This is a genomic window from Psychrobacillus soli (genome assembly GCF_006861775.1).
Taxonomy (GTDB): Bacteria; Bacillota; Bacilli; order Bacillales_A; family Planococcaceae; genus Psychrobacillus; species Psychrobacillus soli.
Genome location: NZ_VDGG01000012.1, coordinates 54,886 through 67,371, shown reverse-complemented (window position 1 = coordinate 67,371; position 12,486 = coordinate 54,886). Strand labels below are relative to the sequence as shown.

Here is a 12,486-nt window from a genome sequence, read left to right as displayed (position 1 = left end):
TACATTATAGACGTTATATAGTGCAACAAGAACAGGAGTGTTTGGATGGAAGAAATACATCTTATCATTGCCCGAAATTTAAAGGCTTTAAGAGAAAAAAAGAAACTAAGTCTTGAAAAGGTCTCAGAGTTAACTGGAGTAAGTAAAACGATGATAGGTCAAATTGAAAGGGGAGAATCGACACCAACGATAACAACCATTTGGAAAATAGCAAATGGGTTAAAGATTTCTTTTACTTCACTTATAAATACTCCGCAGACAGATACAAAAGTTATTTTACGAAGTGATATACAAAGCTTATCCGAAGATAATGGAAAATATCGTGTCTATCCCAACTTTCCCTTTGAGGATGATAAACGTTTTGAAGTTTATTCCGTTGAAATCGAAAAAGGTGGATTCTTAAGTGCTGATCCGCATATGGATGGGACTGAGGAGCTTGTAACTGTTTTTGAAGGAGAACTAACTATACGCGTAAATAACAATGAATACACAATAAGAAGTGGTGATTCGATCCGATTCAAGGCGGACAGACCGCATACTTATCATAATTCAGGGGAAGTATTAACTCGATTAAGCATGATCCTCTATTATCCATCGTAAAAAAGCTATCCCATAAGTCGTAAATTGCCGACTCGTGGGATACCCCTCCTTTAGCCTAGTGCCTCAACTTCTATATCTCTTAATTCTATTAGATTTTGAATAGTAATGTCCGCTTTTGCAAGCTCCGCTGGTTGCGAGAAATCAAACCGACATCCTATTGCTACTAAACCGTTATCTTTTGCTGCCTTAATATCTGAATAACGATCTCCTACAACTGCCCCTTTTGTAATTCCATTTTCGGCTATTACCAACTTCACTAGTTCTGATTTATCTCCACTGTTAATCATTTGAATACTGTAAATATGTTCAATCCAACGATGTAAACGATATTTCGCAACAATTGCTTGTAAGTATTCAACTTGTCCATTACTTGCTATGTATAAGGAATAGTTTATAGAAAGTTCACGTAAGATGTGTTCCGTACCATCATATAAAGCACCTCGCCCTTGATGAATTTTTTCTATTAATTGCTCCTGAAAAATGATGTTACTTTCCCCTCGTGTTTCTTGTGAATGGTTTGGAAGTAGTGTTTCCCAAACGACAGGTAATGGAACTCCCATTATTTGACGATACATTTCAATAGGTGTTTCTCCTTGCCATTGCCCTTTTTCACGTAATATATCAAAGGTGGCTTGAAGTGCTGGCTCTAAAATTAGATTAGTTTGAAATAACGTCCCGTCCATGTCAAAAATGATTGCTTGTTTCATTTACTAATCCCCTTATCTGATTCTGATATTTCACACTATTGATAGACGAAAATACTATATAAAAGATGCTGTTAGCTAATAGCGTTGATTTTCAAGTAACTTAGAAAAAGGAGAACGTTCCTCTAAAAGCGAATGATATAGTAGAAAGCTTATGTAAACATTATTGAAGGAGGAATTCCATGGCACAACTGAAAACAGACCATATCGGGAGAAAAATCAATATTTCTCAATCACCAAAACGCATCATCTCGATTTGTCCAGCGATTACAGAAACGCTTTTTGCTCTTGGTCTTGAAAATGAAATAGTCGGTCGGACAAAATTTTGTATTTTTCCTGCAGGAATTGTCGAAAACGTGGCGATTGTTGGAGGGACGAAAGAAGTAAATGTAGAAACGATACGTGAACTACAACCAGATTTAATTCTAGCTGAAAAAGAAGAAAATACAGCAGCAATCGTACAAGCACTTGAAAACATTGCACCTGTATTCGTCTTAGAAGTTCAGTCGATTAAGGATGCTTACCGATTTATACATACACTCGGGCTTCTTACAAATAAGGTACAAGTAGCGGAGCACCTTATTGATAATGTTAAAGCAGCATTCCCTTCTCCATATGTACAGAGTAGAAATGCTGCTTATGTAATTTGGCGAAAGCCTTATATGGTTGTAGGTGGAACTACTTATATTAATAATGTATTACATACACTTGGTTTTCAAAATCCTTTTGCAAAAGAGAATTCGAGATACCCCGCTGTAACACCGGAAGATCTTGCATCTGCAAACATTGATGTACTTTTTCTCGCTTCCGAGCCATTTCCTTTTAAAGAAAAACATATAGCAGAATTTCAAGCTTTTTTACCAAACACCAAAATCGTATTAGTAGAAGGTGAAATGTTCTGGTACGGATCTAGAATGGAATTAGCGGGCCCATATTTGGAAAAGTTAGCAACAACTCTATAGATACCACCTATCAAACCAAAGAGGATCGTGTAGCCATTTCAGCTGCATGGATCCTTATTCTGACTTTAAACTAAAAAGTATAAGGATGATTCCGCTAAAAAGGCAGATCATTCTCGTCAGGGAAATCTTTTCAGCTAGCCCAAATAGAGCGATTCCTGTCGTAATGATTAATATGCATGGCCCTACTAAAGCTAGTAACGTATTAATATAAAAAGCTTTTTCCAAATCATTAAATTTTAGCATCAACATTGCAGCTGCTATATCAATACTTCCCGAAAAAATTCTCAATATAATAATGAAAAGAAGTGCTTTTTCAATCAGTATTAACGACCCTCTTCCCTATAATTTACCTTATCATCTCCTCTAAATTGTATGCATGCTTATCCACTTTTATCAAAGTAATGTTCAACAATAAGCGAATTGTCGTTTCATTCTCTTCATACAATAAGGATAAACGAGAAAGGAGAGATTAAAACGAATCAAAAGAAGCATAGAAGGCGCAATACGATGGCATTTACTGTATTAGCTTACTTCACATTATTTGCGGGTGTTTTCATGTTCAGTATTGGACTTTATAATGCAGAGAATTTACAGCTTAATGAAAAGGGTTATTATATAGCTGTGATGATTTTAGTAGCGGTTGGGGCTATACTTACACAAAAAGTTACACGCGATAATGCGGAGGATAACGAGATCATCGCAGAACAAGAACAGGAACGTCAACTGAACAGCGTGAGGATCCCTGCAAATACGAAGGAATCTTAAGAACTATTAATTTCATTGAAAAAATCCTGTGTATGATTTTTACACAGGATTTTTTGATGATTGAAGGATTTCCTTATCTTTTCTACCATGCAACGCATAATAAATGAAGATTCCAATCACAATGAATGCTACTAAAAATAAATATAACCCCCTATATCCAAGCACGGGAACTAAGTAACCTAATAAGAAAGGCCCTAATCCAAGACCCAAATCTAGGAAGATAAAATACGTTGAGTTTGCTAACCCCATTCGATGAGGAGGTGTCACTTTTATAGCGAGTGCCTGCGTAGTAGATTGAAAATTACCATAACCTAATCCAATAAACGCAGCTGCTAGTAAGAAAAGGAAACTAGTTTGTGTCTGGCTAAGTAATAACATCCCAATTGCAAATAGCACTAATCCTGGATAAGCAATGCTATTACCGCCTCTAATATCCAATAGTTTCCCTGTAAACGGTCGGGAAATTAAGATAATGACTGCATATACGAGAAAATAGAAACTTCCCGCTTTCACCAAATCAATTTCAGCAGCATATGAGGTAATAAAAGATAAGATACTTGAATAAGCAAAAGCCATCACAAACATTGCAATGGAAACCGGCATCGCTTTTGATTCGAAAAAGCTTGCGAACTTAAATCCTGTATTTTCATCTTTGGCCACATGCTTTATTTTTGGTGCCTTAACAGGAAGTGCAATGATTAAACTAATAATCCCCATTACTAACGAAAATATAAAAATACTCGTATAACCAAAAGAGCCGATGAAAGCAAGCCCGATCAGCGGTCCAATAGCCGTCGATAATACCACACTTAAACTGAAATAACTAATTCCTTCACCACTTCTACTGGATGGTATAATCTGCGATACGATTGTTCCCGTTGCAGTAGTAGCGAGACCTACTCCGACCCCATGTAAAAGGCGAATAAGCACTAAGACATAAATATTAGTAGGGATAAAATAAAATATCGTCACAATACTAAATATAATAATCCCGGTTATCAGCATTTTCTTACTGCCCATTTTCGCAATCTGTTTACCACCAAATAATCTTCCTATTAATGAACCGATGATAAAAATACTAGCAACTAATCCAGCAGTACTAGCTGAGGCACCATATGTCTCCGTTGTATACGTTGCCATCGTCACCAATAGCAAATACATCGACAACATCATAACGAAGTTGACAATTGATATTGAAAGAAAATCCTTCGTCCACAATTTTTCTTTTTCCATCCATCTCACCCCTTATAAGTTTCTATTTTATCGGAAATACCTTTTAAAATTCGGACCACGATTAGTCGGTCATCCTCCGATATACCTTCTAGTAAGCTATTTTGAAAATGATCAATCTTTCTCCGTACTTTGCTATACACTGCCAGTCCCTCATTCGATAATTGGACAAATTTCACTCTTTTATCATCTCCAGCGTAAATTTCTACATAACCAAGCTCGATTAGTTTTTGCACCAGTTTCGTCGTGGTCGGTTTTTCCACGTTTTGATAAAGGGAAATGTCACCAATGGTCTTTGCTCCTTCTCTGAAAACAAAATTCATAATAGACCATTGGGCAGTAGTTAGATTAAATTCTACTAGCAGTGCATTCAATTGATTAATATATGGCCGGTACATTTTTATATATTCATTAAAAAGTTCCTTATACGATTCCATGTAAACACCTTCTTTTAATTAGTTAGTGAAACTAATTAATAGTATACAATATTTATGATGCAATTGTCTATCCCAACGCGACATGTATTTTAGCAGATTTGATCGTAAACACCTTTTCATATGACAGGCAAGGTTTTCAAAATTCCTTAAGTAAGCTCTTCTCTAGGGTTATGTTTCTTTATAAAAACAATAAATAAACTTCCTAATGCACAGAAACCACCTGCTAGAACAATAACACCAGATGATGAGTGTACAATTTCACCACAAAAACAGCAAAAAACGACACGATTAAAAATAATCTAGCTGTAATGAATACGTTTCAAAACCTTGCCCCTTCTTTTTCTAATAAAATTAACTATATTGCAAATTAAATTGACAGATTATTCTTATATTTTAGACAAAATTATTTCCCGAGGAATATTTTTAGCACAAAAAAGAATCCCCCATTATAGCGGATTCTTCATTTTTCGCATATTGTTCTGTTCCCTTTTTGCATTTTATGCAATGTATGCGATGTTCCCCATTCATGCATAGCTACTAAAATCGGTTCTAAACTCTTACCATATTCCGTAATTGAATACTCTACTTTAGGTGGCACTTGTGGGTATACTTTCCGTGCGATAATATCCTCTTCCTCTAGTTCACGTAGCTGATTCGTTAACATTTTCTGCGTGATTCCAGGCACTCTTCGTTTTAACTCACTAAATCTTAGAGTACCTCCTTTCAGTAAGGTTAGTAATATAATCGGTTTCCATTTACCAACTAATATACTTAAAGCATCTTCCACACGACATAATTCTGGTTGCATTTCCATTCTTCCATTCCTCCGTAGTATCTTTTTGTATACTATACCACTTCTAAGTGCGTACTTATATTAAGTAAGGTTGAAGTTTATACTAAGTACACATATTTAAGCATCAAAGAGGAGCTAAAATACATGGAAAAATATCGTATTGATCAAAGTAAGGGTTTAGAATTCGGACTTTATACACTAGGTGATCATATACCAAATCCGCATACAGGAGAACGTGTTTCTGCTAGTCAGCGTATTCACGAAATCATTGAATTAGCGAAGCTAGCGGAGCAAGCAGGCATTGATTTTTTTAGTGTTGGGGAAAGTCATCAAGAATATTTTACAACGCAAGCACATTCTGTTGTGCTTGCAGCAATTGCGCAGGCAACTAGTAAACTGAAAATCGCCAGTTCCTCTACCATTATTAGCACATCGGATCCTGTGCGGGTATATGAGGATTTTGCTACGATTGATTTAATTTCTAAGGGACGTGCCGAAATCATTGCTGGTCGTGCTTCACGAGTAGGACTTTTCGAATTATTAGGCTATAATGTGCGGGATTATGAAGAATTGTTCGAAGAGAAATTCGAACTATTATTGAAGATTAATGAAGAAGAAGTCGTCAATTGGAGCGGTCAATTCCGTGCTCCATTAAAAAATGCAAGCGTTATTCCACGTCCCCAAAATGGTTCGCTACCAATTTGGCGTGCGGTTGGAGGCCCACCCGCAAGTGCGATTAAGGCTGGTTATGCTGGTGTTCCGATGATGCTCGCTACATTGGGTGGACCAGCTACTAGCTTTAAAATTTCTATCGATGCATATCGGGAAGCTGCCGAGCAGAGTGGGTTTGATCCAGCTACCCTTCCAGTTGCAACAGCAGGGTTTTTCTACGCGGCTGAAACGACCCAACAGGCGTTGAGGGAAGCGTATCCGCATGTAAACAAGGGGATGGAGCTGATCAACGGAAGAAGCTATCCGAAACAGCACTTTACACAAGGAACTGATACGCACGATGTGATGAATATCGGTAGTCCTCAGCAAATAATCGAAAAAATTCTCTATCAGCATGAGCTGTTTGGTCATCAGCGTTATATCGCACAAACGGATTTTGGTGGTGTGCCATTTGATAAATTAATGAAAAATATAGAGCTAATCGGGGCAGAAATTTTACCAGCGATTAAAAAATATACAGCAAAGAAGTAAGAATATGACCTCAAGTTAGATAGAAAAAATCCCTACAAGATAACGTATCATCTTGTAGGGATTTTCCATTAGTTCTCTTCTATTTCTTTACGGCTTTTCTTAAATAGCTTCGATAGTATTTCATAAACGATTGGTACAATGATTAATGTTAATAAAGTGGAACTTACTAAACCACCAATTACCGTAATACCTAATCCTTTGGAGATTAGACCGCCTCCACCGCCAGATCCAAGCGCTAACGGAACTAATGCGCCGATTGTTGCAATCGCCGTCATTAAGATTGGACGTAGACGTGTGCCACCTGCTTCTAAAATCGCTTCACGCATTGTCATACCATCACGTTCCATATGCACAATACGGTCCACTAAAACAATTGCATTCGTTACAACGATACCGATTAACATTAATAGACCCATCATAACAGATACAGAAATTGTTTCACCTGCCATTAATAACCCAACAAATGACCCAATTACTGCAAATGGTAACGAGAATAGAATCGCAAACGGTGCGACACCTTCACGGAATGTAACAACAAGGATAAAGTACACGATTGCAATCGCCGCAAGCATTGCAACAATCAGTTGCGTAAACGTTTCCGTCATATCTGCAGCCGCACCAGCAACCCCGATTGTAACACCTTTAGGCAAGTCTAATTTATCAATTGCCTTATCAACTTCTGATGTAGCTTTGGAAATGTCCGCTCCTAGAATCGTACCTGAAACTGTTGCGTAATATTCCCCTTTACTACGTGCAAGTGTATTTAATGTCGTACCTTCCTCAACCGTTACAAGCTCTGAAAGTTTCATCGTCGTACCAAGTGCTGTCGGTACTTCCGTTGCTAAAATATCATCGACAGATTTAGGTTGTGCAGCTTGTTCTTGCTGAACAATCACTTGTAATGTGTCTCCATCTTTTTCAACCGTCGTTAAAACATCTTGTGTTTTATTCGGATTCAACATCATGACAATTTGACCAGTTGTTAAGCCATATTGCAGAAGTTCGTCTTGCTCTACATTGAACGTATATTCTACATATGCATCCTCTGCACTAGAAGAAACGTCCTCTAAGCCTTTGTTTTCACTCATAACGCCTTCTACCATTTTTACTGCTTCATTCAGTTTATCTAAATCTTCACTGTAGAATGTATAGCTAACTTCGTTTGTAGACATCGACATAGAAGTAAAGTTTTGGCTCTTCCATTCGCCTGTTTGGCCAATGTTAAATACATACTCTTCAATCTCCGTTCGCGCTCCGGGGAAGTCTTTCATGTCAGGGTCAAAGATTAGGTACATTAATGCACCGCCTCCTCCTCCACCCATCATCGCTGCCATCTGATCGCTACTCTCCGTTATAGATAGTTGGACGATATCAATATCACCACGTTTTAATAATTCTTCTTCCACTACCCCAACGTTTTCTAAAGTTTCGTCTTTCAACTCGCCCGCTTCTGGCGTATACGTTAAGTACATTACTTTTTCTTCTTCACTACCCATGAAACTAAAACCGATTAATGGCGTTAATGCCACACTACCAGCTAATAGAACAATCGCAATGAGAGAAGTAATTATTTTATGATTTAAACTCCAGTTAAGAATACCTTTGTAGCTGTTCGCCATTTTGCCTGCTTCTTTATGGCTACTTTCTGTTTTTTCACCATATAACTTTTTCTTAAATAAGAAATGAGATAAAGCAGGAACTATTGTAATTGCTACAAGTAATGATGCTACAAGTGCAAATGTCATCGTTAATGCGAAAGGCATAAACAACTCACCAACCATACCACCAACGAAAATAAGTGGTGCGAATACCGCTACTGTTACTAATGTAGAGGACATAATTGGTTTGAACATTTCAATTGTCGCTTCACGTACAAGCGCTCGACCTGTTAACTTTTCTGACTTCAAATGCAGACGACGATAAATATTCTCTACTACGACGATCGAGTCATCGATTACACGACCGATTGCAACAGTAATCGCACCTAGCGTCATCATATTTAACGTAATATCCATCCAGTTTAATAGCAGTAAGGCCATGAAAATCGAAACTGGAATAGAAACGATTGAAATAATAGTAGATTTGAAATCACGTAGGAATAATAGAATGATCAATACTGCAATCAAACCACCAAATAACGCTTTTTCAATCATCGTGCTAATGGAAGCTTCAATTGGCGCACCTTGGTCCAATGATATATCGATGACAATTCCATCGATAGCTGCCTTTTCCTCTTCAACTAACTCCTTCACAGCATTTACTACATCTACTGTGTTTGCTTGTTGTCCTTTGACTATTTGAATAGCAATCGCATTTTCACCATTTGTGCGTGAAACAGATTGTACTTTACCTACTACTTCAATCGTAGCAATGTCGCTAAGTTTTACGAATGGAGACTGATTTTCGGCTGTTGGCGTAACAGGGATAAGCATTTCTTTTAACTCATCGGCTGTCATAAACTTACCATCTACCGCAACTGCTTGTTCACCTTCTTCAAACTCATATAAACCTAGTGAAACAGCTAAATCACTCGCTTGAATCATTTGTTTTACATCATCTTCTGTTATACCGAGTTCAGTCATTTTTTCTTCGTCATACGTAAGCTGAACTTCTTCAATATGTTGACCTGTAATAGTAGCAGATGCAACCCCATCAATTTTCTCTATTTTTGGAAGTAATAAATCTTCTACTGTTGATGTCAAGTCAACGATATCCTCTGTAGTACTACTTACACTTAACGCCACAACAGGCATCATATTCATACTAATCGCAGTAATTGTTGGCGCTTGTGCTCCTTCTGGTAAATCCAATGTATCTAATGCAGATTGCAAAGCACGCTTCGCTTCATCCATGTCTATCCCATACTCGTACTCTACTTGAACATTTGCCATATTCGAGTATGAATTAGAATAAACGGATTTCACATCTTCTAAGTTCTCCACCGCTTTTTCTAACGGCATCGATATATCTTCCATTACTTGCTCAGGAGTTGCCCCTGGATATACTCCCATAACCATTAAATAAGGAATCGAAATATCCGGAATCGTCTCCGTTTTCATTTGTGTACCCGAATAAATACCCGATGCTGTTATAATAATCGTAAGTAACCATACTGCTAGTTTATTCTTTAATACAAAGTTAACTAAACCTTTCACTATTACACCTACCCTAAATTGACTTATCTAGCTCCGTTACTTATAATAATGACTAATCGGTCAACTGTCAACAATATACCCTAGGAGCGATATAAAAAGTATGAGTAAAAAACAACTAATAATGGAAAGAGCATTAGAACTGTTTGCGAAACAAGGTTTTGAAGCTACTTCCGTTCAACAGATCACCGATCATTGTGGTATATCTAAAGGGGCATTTTACTTGTCTTTCAAGTCAAAAGATGAATTGATTTTTTCATTGATTGACTACTTTATGACCCAACTTATTTCAGACATTGACTACAAGGTCAAAAATGCGCAGAATGAAGAACTTTTGTTCACATATTTCTACACGTCTTTTCAAACCTTCTTTCAACATTCAGATTTTGCCAAAGTTCTTATGAAAGAACAAGCTCAAACACTTCATAATAAAGAACTAATTGAAAAAATGCATTTATACGATAGATTATTAGATAAGGTTACCTTATCCATGATTGAACGTTTATATGGGGAGGAAGTCAACAAAACAAAATATGATCTAGTTTATTGTATTAAAGGATTGATGGGTAATTATTCAAAGCTCATGCTGTTTTCGAATGCTTCACTCGATTTGAAATTGCTATCTGAATCACTTGTGGAAAAAACAAATCTACTTGCTAATCATGCGACTATTGCATTTATATCAGAAGATTTTATTCAGTCGATGGAACAACCTGCTTTAGGGGAGGTAACGAAAGAACAACTACTGGAAATGATTACACAAAAAACGGATGAGTTGGAGGAGTCTATTGAAAAAGAATCGCTTATCCTACTAAAGCAGCAAGTGCTAGAACCAAGTTTAAGTCCTGCTATTGTCAAAGGGTTATTAGAAAACATTCGCAATCATCCCCATTGCAAATGGATTTCTTATTTACTTCGCAGTTACTTTAATTTTTAGATAGTAAAAGGCAGAATGTATTTAGCATTCTGCCTTTTTTTATAAGTATATAATCACTCTGTTTCTGGAAAAAATGCCTGTGCTGTGTAGATATCGACTAATACTGGACCAGTAGTTCGGATAGCATCTTCGAGAATCGATTCTAATTCACTATCCGTATCGGCGCGGAATCCTGTCCATCCACATGCTTCAGCTACTTGTACAAAATCTGGGTTAGTCAATTGCGTTCCCAGTTCCCTATCTCCGGCCGCTTGGATTTTGTCACTTTCCATTTGTAGGGACCCGTTATTAAAAACCAGAACCGTAATGTCTAGGTTATAGCGAGTTGCAGTTAAGAGATCGGCAAGCGTCATCTGAAGCCCTCCATCTCCAACTATGGCGATGACTTGTTTTTCAGGCTGCACAAGCTTTGCCGCGATAGCCGCTGGAAGGCCGAAACCCATCGAGCGCCAATAACCTGAAAATAGAACAGACTGCTGAATTTGACGAAAATTGCGGTTCATCCATACCGTTATATCTCCTGTATCCAATGTAAGTACCGCATCTTCTGCGACCGTTCGTTCAATTGCTCGAACTATACGAGATGGATGGATAGGCGAACCAGTAATCTGACCTTCCTCCTCATTTTGGGCAGCCCATTTTACTTTTGCTTCCTCTATTTGAGTGTTCCATGCAGCATTCTTTTGATGACCTTCTAAACTTTGTAGCAAAAGTGGGACCACTTGCTCTGCTTTACCATTGACCCCAAGCTCCGTTGGAATTCCTTTATGGGCAGTTGCGAAGTGGGTGTCAATTTGAATAATTCGAGCATTATTAGGCACGTACCCCTCTGGCCACCAAGTCACTCCCACAAGAAGGACAACATCAGCTTGTTTAAAAACTTCGGCTGCATGAGGATTTCCCCCTTCTCCAATTCCTTGAAGAAGAGATGACGTAGATTCTTGAAACAGTCCTTTGCCACCCAAGCTGGTGAGAATACCCGCTCCCCAGGTTTCAGCGAGTTCTTCCACAGAAGAAGCTGCCTTTTTCGCTCCTGCTCCGGCAAGAATAATTGGTTTTTTTGCTGTTTTCATCACTGCCGCCACTTCTTTTAAATCTTCCGTTTGAAAAGAGGCTGTTCCTTCTATTACTGTCGGCAGTGCACGAGCTTTCGCATCTGTCTTTACCTGGAACAAATCTTTTGGTATAGACAGATGTGTGACGGCACGCTGCTGAAGCGATGTTTGAGCAGCCTTTTGAAGTAGATCCACTATAGCATCCTCACTTGCAAGATTTGCTGAGTAAGTAGCAAATGGCTTGAAAAGTTCCTGTTGATCCACATACTGTTGATAATCTGTGCCTATTTTATTGCGTGGTGCCTGACCGGTAATCGCTAGGACAGGAGCTTTATCTGAATAAGCATCTCCAAGACCATTTAGTAGATTAGCTGCTCCTGGTCCCATTGTAGCTGTGCATACCGCAAGCTTCCCCGTCAACTTAGCCTCAGCAGAAGCCATGAATGCTGCGACAGATTCATGTTTCACAGGAATAAACTCAATCCTGTCCTGTTTGGCCATTGCATCCAACAGCCCTATAATTGCATCTCCAACGACGCCGTAAATACGCTTGACTCCTAAAAGTGACAATTGATCCAGTATTACTTCAGCAACAGTTTTATCCATAAAACATACCCTCTCCTTTTAGCATTTGCTTATCAAGTAATT

General features: G+C 38.1%; 12 protein-coding genes. 5 read left to right on the top strand and 7 right to left on the bottom strand.

Annotated features, from left to right (window positions below; translation table 11 throughout):
* Positions 1–45: 45 nt before the first annotated feature.
* A complete protein-coding gene (locus tag FG383_RS07330; RefSeq protein WP_142606440.1) occupies positions 46–600 on the top strand; it encodes a helix-turn-helix domain-containing protein in 555 nt (184 codons plus the stop codon).
* A gap of 50 nt (positions 601–650) precedes the next feature.
* On the opposite strand, the gene FG383_RS07325 is transcribed toward FG383_RS07330, so the two are convergent.
* On the bottom strand, positions 651–1,307 hold the full coding sequence (locus FG383_RS07325; RefSeq protein WP_142606438.1) for an HAD hydrolase-like protein: 657 nt from the start codon (positions 1,305–1,307) through the stop codon (positions 651–653).
* Between the two features lie 179 nt (positions 1,308–1,486).
* Between FG383_RS07325 and FG383_RS07320 the strand changes: the two genes are divergently transcribed.
* On the top strand, positions 1,487–2,266 hold the full coding sequence (locus FG383_RS07320; protein WP_142606436.1) for an ABC transporter substrate-binding protein: 780 nt from the start codon (positions 1,487–1,489) through the stop codon (positions 2,264–2,266).
* 54 nt (positions 2,267–2,320) lie between these two features.
* On the opposite strand, the gene FG383_RS07315 is transcribed toward FG383_RS07320, so the two are convergent.
* Positions 2,321–2,587: a YqhV family protein gene (locus tag FG383_RS07315; protein WP_142606503.1), complete on the bottom strand. Its 267-nt coding sequence runs from the start codon at positions 2,585–2,587 to the stop codon at positions 2,321–2,323.
* Positions 2,588–2,773: 186 nt separating this feature from the next.
* On the opposite strand from FG383_RS07315, the gene FG383_RS07310 reads away from it, so the two are divergent.
* Positions 2,774–3,031 (top strand): YiaA/YiaB family inner membrane protein, encoded by a 258-nt coding sequence (locus FG383_RS07310; RefSeq protein ID WP_142606434.1) that lies wholly within the window; start codon positions 2,774–2,776, stop codon positions 3,029–3,031.
* A 39-nt stretch (positions 3,032–3,070) separates the two neighbouring features.
* On the opposite strand, the gene FG383_RS07305 is transcribed toward FG383_RS07310, so the two are convergent.
* The 3 genes from FG383_RS07305 to FG383_RS07295 form a co-directional block, all read right to left on the bottom strand.
* Positions 3,071–4,264 carry an MFS transporter gene (locus tag FG383_RS07305; protein ID WP_142606433.1) on the bottom strand — a complete coding sequence of 398 codons (1,194 nt, stop codon included), beginning with the start codon at positions 4,262–4,264 and terminating at the stop codon, positions 3,071–3,073.
* Between the two features lie 5 nt (positions 4,265–4,269).
* Positions 4,270–4,698: a MarR family winged helix-turn-helix transcriptional regulator gene (locus tag FG383_RS07300; protein WP_142606431.1), complete on the bottom strand. Its 429-nt coding sequence runs from the start codon at positions 4,696–4,698 to the stop codon at positions 4,270–4,272.
* Positions 4,699–5,158: 460 nt separating this feature from the next.
* Positions 5,159–5,512: a winged helix-turn-helix transcriptional regulator gene (locus FG383_RS07295; RefSeq protein ID WP_142606429.1), complete on the bottom strand. Its 354-nt coding sequence runs from the start codon at positions 5,510–5,512 to the stop codon at positions 5,159–5,161.
* 123 nt (positions 5,513–5,635) lie between these two features.
* On the opposite strand from FG383_RS07295, the gene FG383_RS07290 reads away from it, so the two are divergent.
* Positions 5,636–6,694 carry an LLM class flavin-dependent oxidoreductase gene (locus FG383_RS07290; RefSeq protein WP_142606427.1) on the top strand — a complete coding sequence of 353 codons (1,059 nt, stop codon included), beginning with the start codon at positions 5,636–5,638 and terminating at the stop codon, positions 6,692–6,694.
* Between the two features lie 68 nt (positions 6,695–6,762).
* Here FG383_RS07290 and FG383_RS07285 read toward each other — a convergent pair whose 3' ends face one another.
* Positions 6,763–9,849, bottom strand: coding sequence for an efflux RND transporter permease subunit (locus FG383_RS07285; RefSeq protein ID WP_142606426.1), 3,087 nt, complete (start codon positions 9,847–9,849; stop codon positions 6,763–6,765).
* A gap of 100 nt (positions 9,850–9,949) precedes the next feature.
* Here FG383_RS07285 and FG383_RS07280 point away from each other — a divergent pair, with 100 nt between their 5' ends.
* A complete protein-coding gene (locus tag FG383_RS07280) occupies positions 9,950–10,783 on the top strand; it encodes a TetR/AcrR family transcriptional regulator (protein WP_142606424.1) in 834 nt (277 codons plus the stop codon).
* A 53-nt stretch (positions 10,784–10,836) separates the two neighbouring features.
* Here the strand turns inward: FG383_RS07280 and FG383_RS07275 are convergent, their stop codons facing one another.
* Entirely contained in the window at positions 10,837–12,444 is a 1,608-nt protein-coding gene (locus tag FG383_RS07275; protein WP_142606422.1) for a thiamine pyrophosphate-binding protein, read from the bottom strand.
* Positions 12,445–12,486: the final 42 nt, after the last annotated feature.

What these genes read in the sequence shown, in the direction of transcription:
- FG383_RS07320 (WP_142606436.1), top strand. Translation starts at nt 1,487, where the DNA reads ATGGCACAACTGAAAACAGACCATATCGGGAGAAAAATCAATATTTCT.
- FG383_RS07310 (WP_142606434.1), top strand. Translation starts at nt 2,774, where the DNA reads ATGGCATTTACTGTATTAGCTTACTTCACATTATTTGCGGGTGTTTTC.
- FG383_RS07300 (WP_142606431.1), bottom strand. Translation starts at nt 4,698, where the DNA reads ATGGAATCGTATAAGGAACTTTTTAATGAATATATAAAAATGTACCGG.
- FG383_RS07330 (WP_142606440.1), top strand. Translation starts at nt 46, where the DNA reads ATGGAAGAAATACATCTTATCATTGCCCGAAATTTAAAGGCTTTAAGA.
- FG383_RS07275 (WP_142606422.1), bottom strand. Translation starts at nt 12,444, where the DNA reads ATGGATAAAACTGTTGCTGAAGTAATACTGGATCAATTGTCACTTTTA.
- FG383_RS07295 (WP_142606429.1), bottom strand. Translation starts at nt 5,512, where the DNA reads ATGGAAATGCAACCAGAATTATGTCGTGTGGAAGATGCTTTAAGTATA.
- FG383_RS07280 (WP_142606424.1), top strand. Translation starts at nt 9,950, where the DNA reads ATGAGTAAAAAACAACTAATAATGGAAAGAGCATTAGAACTGTTTGCG.
- FG383_RS07305 (WP_142606433.1), bottom strand. Translation starts at nt 4,264, where the DNA reads ATGGAAAAAGAAAAATTGTGGACGAAGGATTTTCTTTCAATATCAATT.
- FG383_RS07325 (WP_142606438.1), bottom strand. Translation starts at nt 1,307, where the DNA reads ATGAAACAAGCAATCATTTTTGACATGGACGGGACGTTATTTCAAACT.
- FG383_RS07290 (WP_142606427.1), top strand. Translation starts at nt 5,636, where the DNA reads ATGGAAAAATATCGTATTGATCAAAGTAAGGGTTTAGAATTCGGACTT.